The organism is Pseudomonas sp. JBR1 (assembly GCF_028198185.1).
GTDB lineage: Bacteria > Pseudomonadota > Gammaproteobacteria > Pseudomonadales > Pseudomonadaceae > Chryseomonas > Chryseomonas oryzihabitans_E.
In genome coordinates this window covers 1,451,140-1,470,684 of sequence record NZ_CP116340.1, presented here as the reverse complement: position 1 = coordinate 1,470,684, position 19,545 = coordinate 1,451,140, and the positions used below count along the sequence as shown (strand labels likewise).

General features: G+C 66.2%; 19 protein-coding genes. 6 read left to right on the top strand and 13 right to left on the bottom strand.

The features are described 5' to 3' along the window. The first annotated feature begins 7 nt into the window (after window positions 1-7). Window positions 8-625 carry a hypothetical protein gene (locus tag PJ259_RS06850; protein WP_271655245.1) on the top strand — a complete coding sequence of 206 codons (618 nt, stop codon included), beginning with the start codon at window positions 8-10 and terminating at the stop codon, window positions 623-625. Here the strand turns inward: PJ259_RS06850 and PJ259_RS06845 are convergent. From PJ259_RS06845 to PJ259_RS06835, 3 genes are all read right to left on the bottom strand, one after another. Then, entirely contained in the window at window positions 580-2,451 is a 1,872-nt protein-coding gene (locus PJ259_RS06845; protein ID WP_271655244.1) for an ABC transporter ATP-binding protein, read from the bottom strand. The two genes, PJ259_RS06850 and PJ259_RS06845, sit on opposite strands and share 46 nt — an antisense overlap. 104 nt (window positions 2,452-2,555) lie before the next feature. Then, window positions 2,556-3,107, bottom strand: a complete 552-nt coding sequence (locus PJ259_RS06840; RefSeq protein WP_059315313.1) for a peptidylprolyl isomerase — start codon at window positions 3,105-3,107, stop codon at window positions 2,556-2,558. A 65-nt stretch (window positions 3,108-3,172) separates the two neighbouring features. Beyond that, window positions 3,173-4,063, bottom strand: a complete 891-nt coding sequence (locus PJ259_RS06835) for a LysR family transcriptional regulator (protein WP_271655243.1) — start codon at window positions 4,061-4,063, stop codon at window positions 3,173-3,175. Between the two features lie 172 nt (window positions 4,064-4,235). Between PJ259_RS06835 and PJ259_RS06830 the strand changes: the two genes are divergently transcribed. The 3 genes from PJ259_RS06830 to rarD all read left to right on the top strand — a co-directional run bounded on the left by PJ259_RS06830 (window position 4,236) and on the right by rarD (window position 6,657). Next, a complete protein-coding gene (locus PJ259_RS06830) occupies window positions 4,236-4,826 on the top strand; it encodes a DUF3060 domain-containing protein (RefSeq protein WP_271655242.1) in 591 nt (196 codons plus the stop codon). A 74-nt stretch (window positions 4,827-4,900) separates the two neighbouring features. Beyond that, complete coding sequence (locus PJ259_RS06825) at window positions 4,901-5,752, top strand: EamA family transporter (protein ID WP_271655241.1); 852 nt, start codon at window positions 4,901-4,903, stop codon at window positions 5,750-5,752. Next, the gene (rarD, locus tag PJ259_RS06820; RefSeq protein ID WP_271655240.1) at window positions 5,749-6,657 is read left to right on the top strand and encodes an EamA family transporter RarD; all 909 of its coding nucleotides are present in this window, start codon (window positions 5,749-5,751) and stop codon (window positions 6,655-6,657) included. The genes PJ259_RS06825 and rarD overlap by 4 nt, the downstream gene beginning before the upstream one ends. Here rarD and PJ259_RS06815 read toward each other — a convergent pair. Genes PJ259_RS06815 through puuE form a run of 4 tightly spaced genes read right to left on the bottom strand, consistent with a single transcriptional unit; the run spans window position 6,654 to window position 9,600 of the window. Then, on the bottom strand, window positions 6,654-7,154 hold the full coding sequence (locus PJ259_RS06815) for an ureidoglycolate lyase (RefSeq protein WP_271655239.1): 501 nt from the start codon (window positions 7,152-7,154) through the stop codon (window positions 6,654-6,656). The genes rarD and PJ259_RS06815 overlap by 4 nt on opposite strands. Next, window positions 7,151-8,158: an allantoicase gene (gene alc / locus PJ259_RS06810; RefSeq protein WP_059315307.1), complete on the bottom strand. Its 1,008-nt coding sequence runs from the start codon at window positions 8,156-8,158 to the stop codon at window positions 7,151-7,153. Before alc ends, PJ259_RS06815 begins: the two co-directional genes overlap by 4 nt. 24 nt (window positions 8,159-8,182) lie before the next feature. Then, the gene (gene uraD / locus PJ259_RS06805) at window positions 8,183-8,695 is read right to left on the bottom strand and encodes a 2-oxo-4-hydroxy-4-carboxy-5-ureidoimidazoline decarboxylase (RefSeq protein ID WP_271655238.1); all 513 of its coding nucleotides are present in this window, start codon (window positions 8,693-8,695) and stop codon (window positions 8,183-8,185) included. After that, window positions 8,692-9,600, bottom strand: coding sequence for an allantoinase PuuE (gene puuE, locus PJ259_RS06800; RefSeq protein WP_271655237.1), 909 nt, complete (start codon window positions 9,598-9,600; stop codon window positions 8,692-8,694). The genes uraD and puuE overlap by 4 nt, the downstream gene beginning before the upstream one ends. 219 nt (window positions 9,601-9,819) lie before the next feature. On the opposite strand from puuE, the gene uraH reads away from it, so the two are divergent. After that, entirely contained in the window at window positions 9,820-10,191 is a 372-nt protein-coding gene (gene uraH, locus PJ259_RS06795; protein WP_271655236.1) for a hydroxyisourate hydrolase, read from the top strand. A 60-nt stretch (window positions 10,192-10,251) separates the two neighbouring features. On the opposite strand, the gene PJ259_RS06790 is transcribed toward uraH, so the two are convergent. Beyond that, entirely contained in the window at window positions 10,252-11,280 is a 1,029-nt protein-coding gene (locus PJ259_RS06790; protein WP_271655235.1) for an SGNH/GDSL hydrolase family protein, read from the bottom strand. Window positions 11,281-11,545: 265 nt separating this feature from the next. Next, entirely contained in the window at window positions 11,546-11,869 is a 324-nt protein-coding gene (locus tag PJ259_RS06785; RefSeq protein WP_059315302.1) for an ArsR/SmtB family transcription factor, read from the bottom strand. 92 nt (window positions 11,870-11,961) lie between these two features. Between PJ259_RS06785 and PJ259_RS06780 the strand changes: the two genes are divergently transcribed. Next, window positions 11,962-13,059 carry an NADH:flavin oxidoreductase/NADH oxidase gene (locus PJ259_RS06780; protein WP_271655234.1) on the top strand — a complete coding sequence of 366 codons (1,098 nt, stop codon included), beginning with the start codon at window positions 11,962-11,964 and terminating at the stop codon, window positions 13,057-13,059. Window positions 13,060-13,271: 212 nt separating this feature from the next. Here PJ259_RS06780 and guaD read toward each other — a convergent pair whose 3' ends face one another. The 4 genes from guaD to xdhA are packed head-to-tail and all read right to left on the bottom strand — an operon-like array spanning window position 13,272 to window position 19,252. Further along, window positions 13,272-14,576 (bottom strand): guanine deaminase, encoded by a 1,305-nt coding sequence (guaD, locus tag PJ259_RS06775; protein WP_442964874.1) that lies wholly within the window; start codon window positions 14,574-14,576, stop codon window positions 13,272-13,274. 23 nt (window positions 14,577-14,599) lie between these two features. After that, window positions 14,600-15,424 (bottom strand): xanthine dehydrogenase accessory protein XdhC, encoded by an 825-nt coding sequence (gene xdhC / locus PJ259_RS06770; protein WP_271655233.1) that lies wholly within the window; start codon window positions 15,422-15,424, stop codon window positions 14,600-14,602. Then, a complete protein-coding gene (gene xdhB, locus PJ259_RS06765) occupies window positions 15,421-17,820 on the bottom strand; it encodes a xanthine dehydrogenase molybdopterin binding subunit (protein WP_271655232.1) in 2,400 nt (799 codons plus the stop codon). Before xdhB ends, xdhC begins: the two co-directional genes overlap by 4 nt. Further along, a complete protein-coding gene (gene xdhA / locus PJ259_RS06760) occupies window positions 17,813-19,252 on the bottom strand; it encodes a xanthine dehydrogenase small subunit (protein WP_271655231.1) in 1,440 nt (479 codons plus the stop codon). The genes xdhB and xdhA overlap by 8 nt, the downstream gene beginning before the upstream one ends. Window positions 19,253-19,545: the final 293 nt, after the last annotated feature.

Genomic DNA, 19,545 nt, shown 5'->3' with positions numbered 1-19,545 from the left:
ATTGCCCATGCGCAGTACCAATCCTCGTACCTTCTGGGCCCTGGTGGGCCTGGCCGTCGCCTTCGGTCTTGCCGGTCTGATCGGTAATCGGGTGGGCTGGGAGCGGCTGGAGATCGGCTATCGGACGGTGCCATCGCCCAGCGGCCTGGATATCGGTGTGGCCGGCCAGGTCATCACGGGCTTGCCGTCGCTGTGTATCGCCCTGGCCCTGGTCACGGTGGTCACCGCGCTGATCATTCGCGGCGGACGCCGCTTTCGCTCGCGGTTGCCCTTGCCGCTGACCGCGGCCATTCTCTGGGTGCTGCTGGCCTCCCTGCTGGTGCTTTTCTATCCCAGTACTCTGGCGTTCCAGTGGGAGAATCATCGCAGCGCCGCGGAAATCGACTTCTATCTGCTGCAGGATCGTCCGGGTACTTTCAAGGGTACGGCACAGAAGAGCCAGCAGCTGACCTACTACCGTGACTGCGGGCAGGCCGGACAGGCGGCCTGCCCGGTGTTCGAGTGTGTGGTGGAGCGGCGCAGCTGGCTGGGTGGCTTCCAGAAGATCCAGGGCTTCTATCCCGGCCTGGACCAGGAGCATCAGCTTGAGCTGCTGCGCACCCGCTGCCTGCCCGGTACGCCGTGACCCACGAAGCCACCGGTCTGATGGCGCCATAGGCGGGCATAGAGACCGTTGTAGGCGATCAGCTCGTCATGGGAACCCATCTCGACGATCTGGCCGCGTTCCATGACCACCAGGCGGTCCATGCGCGAGATGGTCGACAGCCGGTGGGCGATGGCGATCACCGTCTTGCCTTCCATCAGGGTTTCCAGGCTCTCCTGGATCGCGGCCTCCACCTCGGAGTCGAGGGCGGAGGTGGCTTCGTCCAGCAGCAGGATGGGTGCGTCCTTGAGCAGGGTGCGGGCGATGGCGATGCGCTGGCGCTGACCGCCGGAGAGCTTGACCCCGCGTTCACCCACCTGGGCATCCAGCCCGGTGCGGCCATGGGCATCGGTGATGCGCGCGATGAAGTCATCGGCCTTGGCCTTGCGCAGTGCGGCGTGCAGCTCCTCATCAGTGGCCTCGGGGCGACCGTAGAGCAGGTTCTCGCGGATCGAGCGATGCAGCAGCGAGGTATCCTGGGTGACCACACCGATCTGGCATCTCAGGCTTTCCTGGGTGACGTGGGCGACGTCCTGGCCATCGACCAGGATACGACCGCCTTCCAGGTCATAGAGCCGTAGCAGGATGTTGATCAGCGTCGACTTGCCCGCCCCGGAGGGGCCGACCAGACCGATCTTCTCGCCGGGAGCCACGTCCAGGGTCAGGCCTTCGATGATGCCCGCCCCCTTGCCGTAGTGGAAGGCGATGTCCTCGAACAGCACCGCGCCATGGGTCACCTGCAGCGGCTTGGCGTCCGGGGCGTCGCCGACCTGGCGCGGCTTGGCGATGGTGCTCATGCCGTCCTGCACCATGCCGATGTTCTCGAAGATGCCGTTGACCACCCACATGATCCAGCCGGACATGCTGTTGATGCGGATCACCAGGCCGGTGGCCAGGGCGATGGCGCCGACGCTGATGACGCCCTGGTGCCAGAGCCAGAGGGCCAGGCCCGTGGTGCCAGCGATGAGGAAGCCGCTGAGGATGGCGATGGTCACGCCCATGGCGGTGATCAGGCGGGCGGCGCTCTCGGCTTTCTCGGTCTGCTCTTCCATGGCCTGGCGGGCGTATTGCTCCTCCTGGGCCGAATGGGAAAAGAGCTTTAGGGTGGAGATGTTGGTGTAGCCGTCGACGATGCGCCCGGAAAGCTGCGAGCGGGATTCCGAGGCGATGGCCGAGCGCTCCTTGGTCTGGGGCACGAAATACCAGAGGGCGATGACGTAGCCGATGATCCACAGGACCAGGGGCACCATCAGCCAGACATCGGCCTGGGCGAACAGGATCAGCGAGGTGACGGCGAAGATCAGCACGTGCCAGATGGCGTCCACCGCCTGCACCGCCGAATCGCGCAGGGAGACGCCAGTCTGCATGATGCGGTTGGAGATACGTCCGGCGAAGTCGCTGTGGAAGAAGCCCAGGCTCTGCTTGAGCACATAGCGATGGTTCTGCCAGCGGATCAGGGTGGTGAGGCTGGGGGTGATGGTCTGGTGCACCAGCAGGTCGTGCAGGCTGATGAACAGCGGGCGGATGACCAGGGTGACCACGGCCATCCAGATCAGGGTGCCACCATGCTCCTGGAAGAACACAGTGCTGTTGGGCGCGCTGCCCGCCAGGTCGACGATCTGGCCGATGAAGTTGAAGAGGGCGACCTCGACCAAGGCGCCGATCAGGCCGACCACCAGCAGCAGGGCGAAGGCGGGCCAGGCTTGCTTGAGGAAATGCAGGTAGAAGGCACCGACCCGAGCGGGCGGCATTTCATCGGGAGCATCCCGAAACGCATCGATGATGCGTTCGAAGCGGCGAAAGATCATGCGGGGTCCTTGTAGAGGGGAGACAGCGTGTCGCGTCGCCGAAAGGGGGACCTCGCCGTTGGGACTGGATGATCGGCACAGATCATCCAGTCGGACGGTTCGGCTTACAGCCGTTTGGCAGCGAGAATCATGACCGGTTCACGGGGAATGTCGCGCAGCATGCCCTGGCGGGTGGTCTGGACCCCGGCGATCTGGTCGACGACTTCCATGCCACGCACGACCTTGCCGAATACCGCGTAGCCGAAGTCTCGCGAGCCGTGGTCGAGGAAGGCATTGTTCTCGACGTTGATGAAGAACTGACTGGTGGCGGAGTTGACGTCCGAAGTACGTGCCATGGCCAGGGTGCCGCGCAGGTTCTTCAGGCCATTGTCGGCTTCGTTCTTGATCGGTGCCTTGGTGCGCTTTTCCTGCATGTCGCGGGTGTAACCGCCGCCCTGGATCATGAAGCCGGGGATCACGCGGTGAAACAGGGTGCCCTTGTAGAAGCCGCTGTCGACATAGGCGAGGAAGTTCTCGGTACTGACCGGTGCCTTGGCCGCATCCAGCTCGACCTCGATGTCACCCTTGTTGGTGCTGATGAGCACGTGCGGATTGTCCGCGGCCCAGGCGGTGGAGGCGACGAACAGGGCGCAGGCGGCAAGCAGGGCTTTGAACATGATGGATCCTTGAGTGGCGGAGACGACTGGCGAACGATAGCAACCCGGCTGGCCCCCCGCCACGGTCAGCGTGGCAGGGCGTGCTTGCGCAGGAGGTTCATGAGGATCTGCGAGGCCGGGCCCAGCTCGTGCTGGCGGGTCTTGTAGAGCTGGAAGGGATGGAAGCGGTGCGCGCCCTGTTCCAGCGGCAGCGGCCTGAGCAGCCCGGCGTCGAGGTCGGTCTGGATGGCATCCCGTGGCAGCCAGGCGAAGCCCAGGCCGTCACGCAGGAAGGTGGCCGCGGTGCTGATGCTGCCTACCGTCCAGCGCTGCTCGGCGGCCAGCCAGCCGGCATCGCGCGGCTGGGCGCGACCGCTGTCACGAATGACGATCTGCAGCTGCTCTTCCAGATCAGCGGTCACCAGGGTGCGCTGCAATTGATGAAGCGGATGCTCGGGATGGGCGACCGCGACGAACTCGACATTGCCCAGGGAGGCGCCCAGGTGGGCCGCGATCACCAGGCCGGTGATCGCCAGGTCCGCCGAGCCATCGAGCAGGGCTTCTTCCACCCCGGACAGGACCTCTTCGCGCAGACGCACCCGGCAGCCGCGACTCTGCGGCATGAATTCGCGCAGGCACAGCAACAGCGAGCGAGTCGGATAGGCGGCGTCCACCACCAGGCGCACCTCGGACTCCCATCCCTGTTCCATGTGGTAGGCCAGCTCTTCCAGCTGGCTGGCCTGCTGCACCAGCCGGCGCGAGCGGCGCAAGAGCACGGCGCCGGCGTCGGTCAACACGGCACGACGGCCCTCCAGGCGCAGCAGCGGCACGCCGAGCTGCTCCTGCATGCGGGCGACGGTATAGCTGATCGACGACTGGGAGCGGTGCAGCACCTCGGCGGCCTGGGCATAGCCGCCGTGGTCCACCACCGCCTGCAGGGTCCGCCACTGATCAAGGGAAACGCGAGGAGTCTTCATCGAGCGCTCTGGAGCCACGAAAGGGCGCATGGTAGTGCCTGAGGGGGCAATGGGAAAACGCGGTGTCCATCACGGGATGAAAAAAAGCGAGACGCAAGAGCAAATGTCCTGCCGCCGTCACGCTCCAAGCTTGCCGATGAGTTTCCCACTCTAGGCAAGACAAGGAGTCTCCATGTCGTCATTCAAGGCGTTGCTGGGTTGCTGTCTGCTCGTCGCTCCGCTGCTGGTCCATGCCGAGGAGCCGGTATCCGCGGCCAGTGAGCCCCTCGATATCGATGGCATGAACATCAGTCGCACCCTCGACTGCGAAGGCCGGGACGTGTCTCTGTCCGGCGAAGGCAATACCCTGACGTTGAAAGGCCAGTGCGGCACGGTGACCGTCTACGGCAGTCATCATCGGCTGGTGCTCGACAGCGCCCAGGCCCTGGCCATCCATGGGCTGGGCAGCGTCACCACGGTCAAGGGCGCGGTGGCCAGCCTGAGCATTGGCGGTGGCTACCAGCAGGTGCAGGCCAATGTGCGCGGCAGCGACGGCCTGGCCAAGGTCGATGCCTATGGCTACGGCGCCAAGGCGCGCCTAACCCTGCTCAGCCAGGCCGACATCGCCGTGGGTGGTTCCAACCAGCAGGTGTACTGGTCCCGGGCCGCGGGCGTGGGTGAGCCCAAGACCCTGGTCTCCGGTGCCGACAATGTGCTGCAGGCCAACCAGTCGGTCGCAGGCCTTTCCGGCGGCGATCCCTCGGGCCTGAACGCCACGCGTTGAGCAGCTGCCAGCGAGGGGTTTCCCTCCGGCGGCGGGCACGTTAAGGTCGCGCACCTTTTTCGTGCGTCGTCGCCATGCCTTATCTCCTGCTCGTCACCCTCATCTGGGCGTTTTCCTTCAGCCTGATCGGCGAGTATCTCGCCGGTCGGGTCGACAGCGACTTCGCCGTGCTGGCCCGTGTTGCCATCGCCTTCGTGCTGTTCCTGCCCTTCACCCGCTGGCGCGGGGTCCCTGGACGCTTCGCCCTGGGGCTGATGGCTGCCGGTGCCCTGCAGTTCGGCATTACCTATCTGTGCCTGTATCGCAGCTTCGCCGTCCTGACGGTCCCGGAGGTCCTGCTGTTCACGGTGCTCACGCCCATCTATGTGACCCTGCTGGACGATGCCTGGCAACGCCGCTTGCGCCCCTGGTCGCTGCTGGCCGCCGTGGTAGCGGTCGGGGGCGCTGCCCTGATTCGCTTCCAGCCGTTGGCTGGCGACTATCTGCTGGGCTTCCTGCTGTTGCAGGTGGCCAACCTGACCTTCGCCGCCGGCCAGGTGCTGTGCAAGCACCTGGGGCACGCCTATGCCGGGCAGGGCGCCTTGCATCGCTACTTCGGCCTGTTCTTTCTCGGTGCCTTGCTGGTCGCGGCGCTGTCCTTTCTGCTGTTCGGTAATCCGGCGCGCCTGCCCAGCACCGGTCTGCAATGGGGCGTGCTGGTCTGGATGGGCGTGTTCGCCACGGCACTTGGCCTCTACTGGTGGACGCTGGGCTCGCTCCGGGTCAATGGCGGCACCCTGGCGATCATGAACGAGGCCCATGTGCCGGCCGGTCTGCTGGTCAGCCTGCTGATCTGGCAGCATCCGGCCGATCTGCCTAGGCTGTTGCTGGGCGGCGGCATCATCCTGCTCTCGCTGTTCATCAACCGTCAGGGGCGTCAGTCATGAATGTGCTGTCGGGCAAGGGGCTGGGCCTCTCGGTGCTGTCTTCGGTGCTGTTCGCACTGATGCCGGTGTACTTCGTCTGGCTGGCGCCGCTGGACGGCCTGCAGGTGGTGGCCCTGCGGGTGGTCTGGTCGCTGCCGATGGTGCTCCTGCTGGTGGTGGTCCTGCGTGAGGGCAAGGCCTTGCTGGCCACGCTCAAGCGGCTGGTGCGCGAGCCCCGGCTGTGCCTGGCCATCCCGGCGGCGGCGCTGCTGATGGGCATCCAGTGGTGGGTGTTCGTCTGGGCGACCATGAACGGCGAAGCCATGGCCATGTCGCTGGGCTATTTCCTGCTGCCCCTGGCCATCGTGCTGACCGGGCGGGTGGTCTACGGCGAGCGCCTGAGACCGCTGCAGCGCCTGGCGGTGGGCTGTGCGCTGCTGGGGGTGATCAACGAGGTCTGGGTGACCGGCGCGCTGTCCTGGGTCAGCCTGCTGCCGGTGGTGGGCTATCCGCCGTATTTCGTCCTGCGCCGCTGGATGGCGGTGGATGCGCTGTCCGGCTTCGTCCTGGAGATGTGCTGCCTGCTGCCCTTCGCGCTGCTCGCGCTGCACTGGTTTTCGCCCAGCCTGATCCTGCAGCAGACACCCTGGCTGTGGGCACTGCTGCCGGGGCTGGGCCTGCTCAGCGCCATCGCCTTCGCCGCCATGCTCGCCTCCAGCCGCATGCTGCCGCTGAGTCTGTTCGGTATCCTCAGTTACGTGGAGCCGGCGCTGCTGGTCTTCGTCGCCCTCTATGTGCTCGGTGAGCAGCTGCCGGAGGGCGCCATCTGGACCTATGGTCCCATCTGGCTGGCGGTGGCCTGGGTCTGCCTGGACAGTGCGCGCCTGCTGCGCAAGCAACTCAGGCGCGCACCGGCTGCGCCCTAGAGCGCCAGGGTCGGGCATTCACCTGCGGCGAAGAAGAACTCGTCGCAGTTGGGCAGGGTGCCGGCGCGATCGACGATAAGGAATTCGTCCTCGTCGCGCAGGGCCAGCACCGGGTGGTGCCAGACCCCGGCGTGGTAGTTGATGCCCTGGCGGCCATCGGTGCGAAAGACGCGAATGGCGCCGGCATCCGGGGCTGCCGCCGGCGGCGCCACCACCACCAGAAAGGGTTCGCCGCGTAGCGGGACGAAGGCCTGGCTGCCGTGGGGATGGCGTTCGAGCATGGCGATGGTCAGCGGATAGTCCAGGCGCCGGGCGCGAAAGATGCTGATGATCGCCGCACCGTCCGCTGGTCCTGTCTCGACCCGCGCCAGGGCGTGGTATCTCTGGGTCGAGCCATTGTTGATGGGAAACCAGTCCCGGCCTGCCGTCTCGATGACCTCGCCGAAGGGCGCGAAGCCCTCGGCGGTCAAGGGCTCGATGCGCAGTTGCCGGTTCATGCCTGGCCCCGCGCCACCTTGCCGAACAGCCGCAGTCGGCTGACGCCGCCATCCGGGAAGATGTTCAGCCGCACGTGGGTGATGGGGCCAAGGTCACGGATCTGCTCACGGAAGCTGTGCTCCTGGTGCATCTGCAGCTTCTGCGGTGGCAGCAGTTCCTTCCAGTAGAGGCTCTGGGTTTCGATCTGGCCATCGGTGCCGCCGCGTACGTAGGCGCCCTGGATCTGGCAGCTGTCCGGGTAGTTGCCCTTGAAGTGCAGGGTATCCACCAGGATCTCTTCGACGATGCCGGCATGGCCCAGGGCGATGATCACCCAGTCGTTGCCGGGGGTGCGGCGGCGGGCGGTTTCCCAGCCATCGGCCATGCTGTCGGCGCGGCCCGGATTGAGGATGTTGCTCATGCGGCCATAGTGTTCGTCGTTGCAGGCCAGGGCGCGACCGCCATTGAGGGCGGCGGCCAGGTCCAGCACCTCGTCTTCGGCCTGGGCCGACCAGTCGCGATGGGGAATGCCGTAGACCCGCAGGCGGGCGACGCCACCGTCTGGATAGATGTTCAGCCGCAGGTGGGTCCAGGGGCGGTCGTCACCGATGACGTGATAGTGATGGCTGTTGCCCTGCAGTTCCACGGCCGGCAGCACCTCGGTCCAGGCGGCGTCGGCGGCCGGGTCGCCCTCGGCACAGAAGCAGGCTTCCAGGGAGGCGGAGGGCGGATAGTTGCCGGTGAACCAGCGGGTATCGATGTCGACGCCCTTGATCGAACCGGGCACGCCCAACCGGATCACCGCGTGGTCGTAGCCTTCGAAACGCTTGCGCCGTGATTCCCAGCCATCCATCCACTTGCCGTTGTCGTCGTAGACGCCTTCCTTCCACTCCGGCTCGTGGGGCTGGAGCATGCGATCGGCGGCAGCGAACCAGTCATCGGTGACGCTGATGACCTGGGTGCCGAGGCGAGCATCGGCGAGGTTGAGGTACTTCTCGAAGGGCGCGGCGTAGGTGCGTTTCATGGGCGGACTCTTGTGCGGAAGGGGTCAGAGGGTCTGCAAGCGGAAGAGGGCGATGCGGTCGATCTCGGCCAGGGCGCGCTGGAATTCCTGCTCCGGGGTGTTGGGCAGGCGTTCTTCGAAGGCCGCCAGGATCAGGTGCCGGTTGCTGCCCTTCACCGCCATGATGAAGGGGAAGCTGAACTTGGCGCGGTAGGCCTCGTTGTAGCGGGTGAAGCGCGTGAGCTCGTCGGGGCTGCACTGGTCCAGGCCAGCGCCGGCCTGTTCGCCGCTGCTGGCCGCGGTCAGCTCCCCGGCCAGGGCGGCACGACCGGCGAGGTCAGGGTGGGCCTGGATCAGCGCCAGTTGCTCGGCCTGGCTGGCCTGGGCGACCTGCGCGGCGAGGCGCTGGTGCAGGGCCTCGATGGTGTCCGGCAGCGGCGTGCCCTCATCGAAGGCACGCTCGGCGACCCAGGCGGAGTGCTCGTAGACGCCGCCGAAGGCCGCCACGAAGGCAGCACGATCCAACTGGGTGGGCGTGACGGTCTGGAAGGCGCTCATGCCGGTGGATGCTCCTTGTGCCAGTGACGGGCGATGTCCACGCGGCGGGCGAACCAGACCCGCTCGTGGCTCTGGGCGTACTCCAGGAAGCGCTTCAGGCCCACCAGGCGACCGGGGCGGCCGATCAGCCGGCAGTGCAGGCCGATGGAAAGCATCTTGGGCGCGGTGGCGCCTTCTTCGTAGAGGGTGTCGAAGGCGTCCTTGAGGTACTGGAAGAATTGCTCGGCGGTGTGGAAGCCCTGGACCTGGGTGAATCTCATGTCGTTGGTGTCCAGGGTGTAGGGGATCACCAGGTGTGGCTTGCCGGCCGGGGCCGTGGGTTCCCAGTAGGGCAGGTCGTCGTCGTAGGTGTCGCTGTCGTAGAGAAAGCCGCCTTCCTCCATCACCAGGCGTCGGGTGTTGGGCCCGGTGCGCCCGGTGTACCAGCCCAGCGGACGCTCGCCGGTGAGCTTGGTAAGGATCTCGATGGCGCGCTGCAGATGGGCGCGCTCCTCGGCTTCGTCCATGTACTGGTAGTCGATCCAGCGGTAGCCGTGGCTGCAGATCTCGTGGCCGGCCTGCACCATGGCGCGGATGACCTCGGGATGGCGCTCGGCGGCCATGGCCACGGCAAAGACGGTCAGGGGTACCTGATGCTTGGCGAACAGCTCCAGGATGCGCCAGACGCCCGCGCGACTGCCGTATTCGTAGAGGGACTCCATCGACATGTTGCGCACCCCTGGCAGGGGCTGGGCGGCGACCATCTCGGACAGGAAGGCTTCGGATTCCTTGTCGCCGTGCAGGATGTTGCGTTCGCCGCCTTCTTCGTAGTTCAGCACGAAGGACAGGGCGATGCGGGCATCACCTGGCCAGCGGGGGTGGGGCGGCTGAGCGCCATAGCCGATCAGATCACGGGGATAGGTCATGGAAGGGGCATCCTGGCAGTCGAGATGTTTTGTATACAATGTTTGGAGGCCTTTGCCGAGTCCCAGCAAGAATCCTGCCTAACTGGTCTGACCGGTCTGAAGACTCCGGACGCCCTGGAAAGGCGCGATACCGCTGGCAAAGCTCTGGTGCCAGCGCTGTATACAATCGATGGGCGGAAAACTGCTAGGCTGGAACATCCCTCTTGCAGGAGTCCACCGATGCCCGCTTCGTCCGCTACTGGATACCTGACGACCCATGTCCTGGACACTACCGGCGGCTGTCCTGGCGCCGGTATCGCCATACGCCTGTACCGGTTGCAGGCCGGTATGCGGGAGGTCCTGGGCGAGCTGTGCACCAACGCCGATGGCCGTGGCGACGGGCCGCTATTGCAGGGGGCGGCCTTCACGGCCGGGTGCTATGAGCTGGAATTCGACGTGGGCGACTACTACCGGCAACGGGGCGTGCTGCTCGATGAGCCCGCCTTTCTCGATACGGTGGTGCTGCGTTTTGGCATCGCCGATGCGGCCTCGCACTACCATGTGCCTCTGCTGGTCTCGCCCTACGGTTACTCGACCTATCGCGGCAGCTAGTTTTCCCTGCTCTGCCACGGTGCGATTCGGCGAGCGCCGGCACCAGGACAGGGCGCTGCGCTAGTGGACGGTCGGAGCGTTCGGCAGGTGGGCGTTGGCCAGCAGTGGCTTGTCCGGCACGGCGCTGTCGGGCCAGGTCTGGGCGATGCGTTCCAGTACCACCTGGGCCAGCATGCTATGGGTGCGGCTGGCGAAATGACCGCGAGCGCCAAAGATATAGGCCTGGTCGGCGCCGGGCTCGACGTAGCTGTCCGGGTCGCAGAATTCACGGCCGGGCAGGCAGGCATCGCCTTCGGCATGGGTGAAGCCATAGTTGCCGTAGTGGGCGAAGACTTCTTCCATCACCCGATAGGCGTCCACCAGCAGTAGCCGGTCACCGGCTGGCAGATTGGCCTGCAGGGTCTCGTTGTAGAGTCGCACCAGCTCGTGATTGCGCTCGGCCAGGGCAGGTGTCCAGGGTTCGAGATAGGGCGCCTTGCCATAGTCGGTGTTGTTGAGTACCACCAGGCGTTGGGCACCCAGGCCCAGCAGATAGCGCAGCAGCTTGACCTCGTTCAGCGCGGTATGGCGGATCCGGCCCTCGATCTGCTCGCGCACGTCCTGGGGTAAGGGGGCATCGGCCATCAGCGCGGCCTTGAGTCTCTTGTCATAGAAGGGGCCGATGATGTCGTTGCCGCCGATCTGCACTAGGACCAGATCCTGCTGGCCGAAGCGACCGTGTTGCAGCTCGAAGTTGCGGATCTGCTGGGAGAAGGCCAGTGGCGCTTCATTATGGTCGAAGCCTGGTTCGGTGAAGCTGCCGGTCACGGCACCGCCTTCGGCGTAGCAGAGCCCATCGGGATAGGTTGGGCCTTCATGGCCGTAACCTTCCACTTGGCGATTGGGGCTCAGCTCGATGCCATAGGCATCGGCGATTTCCTGGGGATAGGTGCGGCCGGGGTTGGTGGCATAGATGTGGCCGAAGGTGCCGCAGTCCATGAGGCTGTCGCCAAAGGCGATGACGCGCTGGATGCCCCGGGCTTCGGCCACGGGCTCAGGGCTGGGTACGAGTGCGAACAGTGCGGCGACCCCTGCGAGCGCGGTCGCCAATCCCCAATGCCTGCCCATTACCTACCTCCCGACAGCATCCAGCGGCTGTGCTGCCAACGTCTTGTGCAACCTTCATACCCGGAAGAGCCGGGAAGGGGAGGGAGAGTTCCCTGGCGTCGGGCGGGGCGAGTCAGCAGCCGATGACCAGCATCAGGGGACACGGTGGCTGACCGAGCGACCGCGCAGTCTGCGCGGGTCAACCTGGAGGGTGCGCATGATCCGCCCGTGATAGGCGAAGAGACTCAAGACAAGGGATAGCGCCGTTTCAGTCGGCCTTGCCGACCGGATCGGAAGACTGCGCCAGGATGGCTGCCATCAGGCCGGGAAAGCGCTGATCCAGGTCCTCACGGCGTAGCTGGTTCATGTGCGTGGTGCCGGCATTGCGGGTATGCACCAACCCGGCGTCGCGCAAGACGCGGAAGTGGTGCGACATGCTGGACTTGGGGCGGCCACCGTCCAGTTCGCCGCAGGTGGCTTCGGCTACCCGCGCGAGATAGCGGACGATATCCAGGCGTACTGGATCGCTGAGCGCATGGAACAGGCGCTCAAGGGAGAATTCGTCAGGACTGGGATGTTTGAAAGGGCGCATGAGCTAATCATACACCGGGGGTTGGCGATTATGTTATGTTCGATTAATATCGAAATAACGAACCAGCTGCTACCTCATGGGAGACCGCTCAGATGTCCGCATTGTTCCAACCCTTTACCCTCAAGGACGTGACGCTGCGTAATCGCATCGCCATCCCGCCCATGTGCCAATACAGCGCCGTCGACGGCGTGATCAACGACTGGCACCAGGTGCACTATGCCGGCCTGGCGCGCGGCGGTGCCGGCGTGGTCATCGTCGAGGCCACCGCTGTATCGCCGGAAGGCCGCATCACCCCCGGCTGCGCCGGTATCTGGTCCGACGCCCATGCCCAGGCCTTCGTGCCGGTGGTGCAGGCGATCAAGGCCGCCGGTTCGGTGCCCGGTATCCAGATCGCCCATGCCGGTCGCAAGGCCAGTGCCAACCGCCCCTGGGAAGGTGACGATCACATCGCCGCCGACGATGCCCGTGGCTGGGACACCATCGCCCCGTCGGCGGTGGCCTTTGGCGCCAACCTGCCCAAGGTACCCAAGGCCATGACCCTCGAGGACATCGCCCGGGTTCGCCAGGACTTCGTCGACGCCGCCAAGCGTGCCTATGAAGCCGGCTTCGAGTGGCTGGAGCTGCACTTCGCCCACGGCTACCTGGCGCAGAGCTTCTTCTCGGTGCACTCCAACCAGCGCGACGACCAGTACGGTGGCGATCTGGCCGGCCGTAGCCGCTTCCTGCTGGAAACCCTGGCCGAGGTGCGCAAGGTCTGGCCGGAGCACCTGCCGTTGACCGCTCGTTTCGGCGTGATCGAATACGACGGCCGCGATGAAGAAACCCTGGCTGAATCCATCGAGCTGGCCCAGGGCTTCAAGCGCGAAGGTCTCGACCTGCTGAGCGTCAGCATCGGTTTCTCCACCCCGACCGCCAACATTCCCTGGGGCTCGGGTCTGCTGGCGCCCATCACCGAGCAGGTACGCAAGGCCACCGGCCTGAAAGTGGCCTCGGCCTGGAACATTGACACCCCGGTGCTGGCCAACCAGGTAGTGGCCGACGGGCAGCTGGATCTGGTCATGGTGGGCCGCGCCCACCTGGCCGATCCGCACTGGCCCTACTATGCGGCCAAGGCCCTGGGCGTCGACAAGCCGTCCTGGGTGCTGCCGGCGCCCTACGCCCACTGGCTGGAGCGCTATCGCACCAGCTGAGTCGGCTCAGGCTGAACGCGAAAGCCGCCCCTCGGGGCGGCTTTTTTGTGCGTCTCGGATGAGGGCAGTTTGTTGGGCTTCGCTGTGCTCAGCCCAACCTACGGTAATGGGTAGGTTGGGTTGAGGCAGCTCTATCGCCGAAGCCCAACAGTGCCGTTTTGCTCCAACTGTGGAAAACGCTGCGCGGTTTTCCACGCTACGGGGTGACGGTATCAGGCGTCGCGACTGTGTACCCGGCGACCCGCGGCATGGGTTTCCCGTACCACGCGGTCGTCGCCAAGGGTGGTGAGGACGAACAGGGTTTCCTCCAGGCTCTTGGACTGCTGCAGGCGGTAGTCCAGCAGCGGGGTGGCCTTGAGATCGAGCACCACGAAGTCGGCGTCGTGGCCGGGGGCCAGGCTGCCGATGCGGTCGTCCAGGCGCAGGGCGCGGGCGCCGCCGAGGGTGGCCAGGTACAGCGACTTGAAGGGGTGCAGGCGATGGCCGCGCAGCTGTTGCACCTTGTAGGCCTCGCCGAGGGTCTGCAGCAGCGAGAAGCTGGTGCCGGCGCCGACGTCGGTACCCAGGCCGACATTGACCTTGAAGGCTTCCATCCGCTCGAGATCGAACAGGCCGCTGCCGAGGAAGAGGTTGGAGGTAGGGCAGTGGGCCACGGCCGAGCCGGTCTCGTGCAGGCGCTGGCATTCGGCATCGCAGAGGTGGATGCCATGGGCGAACACCGAGCGCGGGCCGAGCAGCTGGAAGTGGTCATAAACGTCCAGGTAGTTGCTGCGCTCCGGAAACAGCGCCTTCACCCATTCAATCTCCTTGAGGTTCTCGGAGAGATGGGTATGCAGGTAGACGTCCGGGTGCTCGGCCAGCAGGCGTCCGGCTGCTTCGAGTTGTTCCGGGGTGCTGGTCGGCGCGAAGCGCGGGGTAACCGCATAGTGCAGCCGACCCTTGCCGTGCCAGCGCTCGATCAGCGCCTTGCTATCCCTGTAGGCGGACTCGGCCGTGTCCTGCAGGTAGTCCGGGGCGTTACGGTCCATCAGCACCTTGCCGGCGATCATGCGCAGATCGAGGCGCTCGGCGACCTGGAAGAAGGCGTCCACCGACTGCGGATGGACGCTGCCGAACACCAGGGCGGTGGTGGTGCCATTGCGCAGCAGCTCCCCGACGAAGACCTGGGCCACCTCGGCGGCCTTGGCCGGATCGGCGAAGGCGCCCTCGGTGGGGAAGGTGTAGGTGTCCAGCCAGTCCAGCAGCTGCTCGGCGTAGCTGGCGATCATCCCGGTCTGCGGATAGTGGATATGGGTGTCGATGAAGCCGGGGGTGATGAGGGCGTGGGGGTGCTCGATCACCGGGGTACCGGCGGGCAGGGTGGGCAGCAGCTCGGCAGCCGGGCCCATGGCCTGGATACGGCCGTCTGCGACCAGCAGCAGGCCGTCGGCGTGATATTCGTAGGAGGCGTCCAGCCCGACCTCGGCCGGGTCGGCGAGGCTGTGGAGCAGGGCGGCGCGGTGGGCGATGGCAGTCATGGCGATCTCGGATAGGTAGACGACTAGCTTGGGGTGGCGGTGACCAGCCGCAGCGGCTGATCTGCCTGTTGGGTCGGGCGCCCGTAGTGGGCGATGACCTCGCCGGCCACGGCGATGGCGATCTCCAGCGGCAGCTTGCCCTTGACCTCGGGCAGGCCCAGCGGGCAGCGCACCGTGGCGAGGTGTTCGGCGCCGTGGCCGCGGGCCGCGAGGCGGTGGCGGAACTTGGCCCACTTGGTCCGGGAGCCGATCAGCCCGAAGTAGCCATGGTCGCCGCGAGCGAGGATGGCGTCGGTCAACTCCAGGTCCAGGGGGTGATTATGGGTCATGACGATGTAGTAGGCACCCGCCGGCATCCGCGCGATCTCGTCGAGCGGCTCGTCGGTCAGGATCTTCTCCACGCCGGCGGGGAGCACGGCGGGAAATTCCTGGGCCCGTGAATCGACCCAGCGCACGGCGCAGGGCAGGCCGGCCAGCAGGGGCACCAGGGCGCGGGCGACATGGCCGGCACCAAAGACGATCACCGGTACATCCTGGGCCAGCTGGGGTTCGAACAGCAGGGTGGTGACGCCACCGCAGCACTGGCCGAGGCTGGCGGCCAGGGAGAACCGCTCCAGGTGCGGCTGGCGGGTACCGGCGGCGAGCATCTCCCGGGCGATCTCCACCGCTCGGTATTCCAGGTGGCCACCGCCGATGGTCAGGTGCTGTTCCTCCCGGCCCACCAGCATCTTGGTCCCGGCGTCGCGCGGCGTGGAGCCCTGCTCATCGGCCACGGTGACCAGTACGCAGGGTTCGCCTCGCGCCTCGAAGTCGGCCAGGATGGCCAACCAGCCACGTCTCGTGTTCATGCCGGTTCCTCCGTGGTGATGGCCGAGGCTGTCTGGGCTTCGGCGGCCAGGCGCCGCATCCGCTCCACGCCCCAGAGTACCCGTTCGGGGGTGGCCGGGGCGTCCAGTGCCGGGTGGAAGCGATAGTCGGCCACGCTGGCCACGGCGTCCTGCAGGGCACACCACACCGAGATGCCGAGCATGAAGGGCGGCTCGCCCACGGCCTTGGAGTGGAACACCGTGGCCTCGGGATTCTGTCGATTCTCCACCAGCCGCACCCGCAGGTCGGGCGGTACGTCACTCACCGCCGGGATCTTGTAGGTGGAGGGGCCGGCAGTGAGCAGCTTGCCGGCGTCGTTCCACACCAGTTCTTCCATGGTCAGCCAGCCCAGGCCCTGGACGAAACCGCCTTCCACCTGGCCAATGTCGATGGCCGGATTCAGGGACGCGCCGACGTCGTGGAGGATATCGGTGCGCAGCAGCCGGTATTCACCGGTGAGGGTGTCGATCAGCACCTCGGAGCAGGCGGCGCCGAACGCATAGTAGTAGAAGGGCCGGCCACGGGCCTGGTCGCGGTCGTAGTGGATCTTGGGCGTGCGGTAGTAGCCAGTACTGGAAAGCGATACCTGGCCGACGTAGGCCAGTTGGATCAGCTCCTCGAAGCTCAGTAGCCGCTCGCGGACCCTGACGTGGCCGTTGCGGAATTCCACCTCTTCAGAGTCGACGTGGAAGTGCCGGCTGGCGAAATCGATCAGCCGGTCCTTGATGGTCTGGGCCGCGTTCTGGGCGGCCTTGCCGTTGAGGTCGGTACCGCTGGAAGCCGCCGTGGGCGAGGTGTTGGGTACCTTGTCGGTATTGGTGGCGGTGATCTGGATGCGACCAATGTCGACCTGGAAGACCTCGGCCACCACCTGGGCGACCTTGGTGTTCAGGCCCTGGCCCATCTCGGTGCCACCGTGGTTCAGGTGGATGCTGCCATCGGTGTAGACGTTGACCAGGGCACCGCCCTGGTTGAGGAAGGAGGAGGTGAAGGAGATGCCGAACTTGACCGGGGTCAGCGCCAGGCCCTTCTTCAGCACCGGGTTGGCCCGGTTGAAGGCCTGGATGGCTTCGCGTCGAGCCTGGTAGTCGCTACTGGCCGCCAGGTCCGCGGTCATCTCTTCGAGCAGATTGTCTTCCACCACCTGGTGGTAGTGGGTGACATGGCGCGTCTCCTTGCCGTAGTAGTTGCGCCGCCGCACCTCCAGCGGATCCAGGCCACGGTGGCGGGCGATGGCGTCCATGACGTTCTCGATGGCCAGCATGCCCTGGGGGCCGCCGAAGCCGCGGTAGGCGGTGTTGGACGCCAGGTGGGTCTTGCAGCGGTGGCCGGTGATCTGGGCGTTGCCGAGGAAATAGGCATTGTCGGCATGGAACATGGCGCGGTCGATGATGGCGTTGGACAGATCCGGCGAGTAGCCGCAGTTGCCCGCCAGCTCGAAGCGGATGCCCAGCAGGCGCCCGTCATCATCGAAGCCAACGTCGTATTCGACATGGAAGGGGTGGCGCTTGCCGGTCATATGCATGTCTTCAAAGCGCGGCAGGCGCATCTTCACCGGGCGCCCGGTAAGACGGGCAAATACCGCGCAGAGCGCCGCAGGCATCCCGGCCTGGCTCTCCTTGCCGCCAAAGCCGCCGCCCATGCGTCTCATGTCGACGGTGATCCTGTTCATGGAGACGCCCAGCACCTCGGCCACCTGCTTCTGTACCTCGGTGGGATTCTGGGTGGAGGAATAGACCAGCATGCCGCCGTCTTCGGTGGGTAGCACCGAGGCCACCTGGGTTTCCAGGTAGAAGTGCTCCTGGCCGCCGATGGCCAGCTCGCCCTGCAGACGATGGGGCGCGGCGGCGAGCGCGGCTGCGGCATCGCCGAGCTTATGACTGTGGCTGGGCGAGATGAAGTGCTCGCGCCTCAGCGCCTCCCTGACGTCGAGGATGGCTTCCAGCGGCTCGTATTCGATGAGGGCGGCCTGGGCAGCGCGGCGGGCGGCGTCCAGGCTGGTAGCGGCCACCGCCAGTACCGGCTGGCCCAGGTACTGCACCTCACCATCGGCCAGCAGCGGATCACCCGGCAGCACGGCGCCAATGTCCAGTTGGCCGGGCACGTCGGCGGCGGTGATGGCCAGGGCCACCCCGGGGATCTGGTAACAGGGCGCGAGATCGATACGCAGGATGCGCGCGTGGGCGTGCTCGCTCATCCGCGCATAGACGTGCAGCTGGTTGGGGAATTCCAGGCGATCGTCGATGTAGACGGCTTCGCCGCTGACATGCTTGTCGGCACTCTCGTGCATGAGCGGCTTGCCGACGCCGGTGGCCAGGCCGGCAGCGAAGGCGGCGGCCATTTCCTCGGGGGTACGGACGGGGAGGGTGCTAGACATGGGCGGTAACCCTCGTAGCGAGCGCAGGCTGGGTGGTCTCCAGATGACATTTGCGCAGCAGATTCTGCGCCGTCAGCAGGCGGTATTCGCGGCTGGCACGGAAATCAGACAGCGGCGCGAAGTCCTCCGCCAGGGCCTGGACGGCGCGCTCGACGCCGTCGCGGGTCCACGGCTGGCCCAGCAGGGCCTGCTCACAGTGACTGGCTCGCTTAGGCGTGGCCGCCATGCCGCCATAGGCGATGCGCACGGCGGCGATGCGATCCTGCTCCAGTTCCAGCACGAAGGCGGCGCAGACCGCGGAGATGTCGTCGTCCAGGCGCTTGGACACCTTGAAGGCGCGGAAGACCAGCCCCTCATGGGCGCGCGGCACCCGCACCGCCTGGATGAATTCGCCCGGCTCCAGGGCGGTCTTGCGGTAGTCCAGAAAGAAATCGTCCAGGGGCAATTCGCGCAGCCGTTCGCCCTGGCGCAGCAGCAGGCGTGCCCCTAGTGCCAGCAGCAGCGGCGGGCTGTCGCCAATGGGCGAGGCATTGCCGATGTTGCCGCCCAGGGTGCCCTGGTTGCGGATCTGCAAGGAGGCGAAGCGCTGCAGCAGGATGCCGAAGTCCGGGTAGTCGGCGGCCAGGGCGGCGGCGCAATCGGCGAGCGGGGTGGCCGCGCCGATCTCGATGCCGTCCGCGCGAACGGTCACGCCGCGCAGTTCGGGGATGTTGCCCAGGTAGATCAGGGTCTCCAGGCGGCGATGCTGCTGGGTCACTTCGAGCGCGAGATCGGTGCCGCCGGCCAGCAGTCGTGCCTCGGGATGGGCCTGGTAGAGGCGCGCCAGTTCGCTCAGGGTCGTGGGGCTGTGGCAGCGCCGCCCGGCACCGTCGAGCCGGGTCTCGGCTACCGGGGCGAGGGCCTTGAGGCGCGCCAGGGTCTGCTGCTCCCGGGCATCGAACTGGTCCGGCTGGCGCTGGGTGCAGGCCTGTTCGGCGGCGGCCAGGATCGGCCGGTAGCCGGTGCAGCGGCAGAGATTGCCGGCCAGGGCTTCGTGGGTGGCGGCGCTGTCCGCTGATTCCACGTTTTTCTGCAAGGCAAACAGCGACATGACGAAGCCCGGGGTGCAGTAGCCGCACTGGGAGCCATGGCAGTCGACCATGGCCTGTTGCACCTGATGCAGGCGACCCTGATGCTTCAGGTCCTCCACACTGATCAGTTGCCGGCCGTCCAGCGCCGCGACAAAGGTCAGGCAACTGTTGACCGTGCGATAGCGCAACCGCTCGCCGTCGGGCTCGGCCAGCACCACGGTGCAGGCACCACAGTCGCCCGAGGCGCAGCCTTCCTTGGTGCCGGTCTTGCCGCAACGCTCGCGCAGGTATTGGAGCACGGTGAGGTTGGGGTCGAGCTGCTCTTCGACGCGCAGCTCCTGGTCCAGCAGAAACCTGATCACGGCCGCTCTCCACCTGGGTTCGGATAATTCGATGGTGGGTAAAGCTGACCATTAGGTCAACAATCGTCCGGGCAAGCAGACCACCCCTGTCGTTTTTGAGCAAGCGGTAAGGGTATGGCTGCGCCGTCCCGGCGCACGGGGGAGGCGGCTGCCCAGTGACGGTGCAAAACGAGCCCGTCTGAGCCGGCCCTTTGCAGAATCTTTAGGCGACGGCTTCAAGCCATTGGCGCCGTTGCCGATATATAGGCAGACGATTACGGCCAGGCCGTCAGCCGTCGGTACCCTCGACCAAC

Excerpts from the sequence above, each read along its gene's own strand:
- uraH (WP_271655236.1), top strand. The coding sequence starts at position 9,820 with ATGCCCGCTTCGTCCGCTACTGGATACCTGACGACCCATGTCCTGGAC.
- uraD (WP_271655238.1), bottom strand. The coding sequence starts at position 8,695 with ATGAGCGCCTTCCAGACCGTCACGCCCACCCAGTTGGATCGTGCTGCC.
- PJ259_RS06780 (WP_271655234.1), top strand. The coding sequence starts at position 11,962 with ATGTCCGCATTGTTCCAACCCTTTACCCTCAAGGACGTGACGCTGCGT.
- PJ259_RS06830 (WP_271655242.1), top strand. The coding sequence starts at position 4,236 with ATGTCGTCATTCAAGGCGTTGCTGGGTTGCTGTCTGCTCGTCGCTCCG.
- guaD (WP_442964874.1), bottom strand. The coding sequence starts at position 14,576 with ATGACTGCCATCGCCCACCGCGCCGCCCTGCTCCACAGCCTCGCCGAC.
- PJ259_RS06815 (WP_271655239.1), bottom strand. The coding sequence starts at position 7,154 with ATGAACCGGCAACTGCGCATCGAGCCCTTGACCGCCGAGGGCTTCGCG.
- PJ259_RS06785 (WP_059315302.1), bottom strand. The coding sequence starts at position 11,869 with ATGCGCCCTTTCAAACATCCCAGTCCTGACGAATTCTCCCTTGAGCGC.
- puuE (WP_271655237.1), bottom strand. The coding sequence starts at position 9,600 with ATGACCTATCCCCGTGATCTGATCGGCTATGGCGCTCAGCCGCCCCAC.
- PJ259_RS06825 (WP_271655241.1), top strand. The coding sequence starts at position 4,901 with ATGCCTTATCTCCTGCTCGTCACCCTCATCTGGGCGTTTTCCTTCAGC.
- PJ259_RS06850 (WP_271655245.1), top strand. The coding sequence starts at position 8 with ATGCGCAGTACCAATCCTCGTACCTTCTGGGCCCTGGTGGGCCTGGCC.
- PJ259_RS06845 (WP_271655244.1), bottom strand. The coding sequence starts at position 2,451 with ATGATCTTTCGCCGCTTCGAACGCATCATCGATGCGTTTCGGGATGCT.
- xdhC (WP_271655233.1), bottom strand. The coding sequence starts at position 15,424 with ATGAACACGAGACGTGGCTGGTTGGCCATCCTGGCCGACTTCGAGGCG.
- alc (WP_059315307.1), bottom strand. The coding sequence starts at position 8,158 with ATGAAACGCACCTACGCCGCGCCCTTCGAGAAGTACCTCAACCTCGCC.
- PJ259_RS06835 (WP_271655243.1), bottom strand. The coding sequence starts at position 4,063 with ATGAAGACTCCTCGCGTTTCCCTTGATCAGTGGCGGACCCTGCAGGCG.
- PJ259_RS06840 (WP_059315313.1), bottom strand. The coding sequence starts at position 3,107 with ATGTTCAAAGCCCTGCTTGCCGCCTGCGCCCTGTTCGTCGCCTCCACC.
- xdhB (WP_271655232.1), bottom strand. The coding sequence starts at position 17,820 with ATGTCTAGCACCCTCCCCGTCCGTACCCCCGAGGAAATGGCCGCCGCC.
- rarD (WP_271655240.1), top strand. The coding sequence starts at position 5,749 with ATGAATGTGCTGTCGGGCAAGGGGCTGGGCCTCTCGGTGCTGTCTTCG.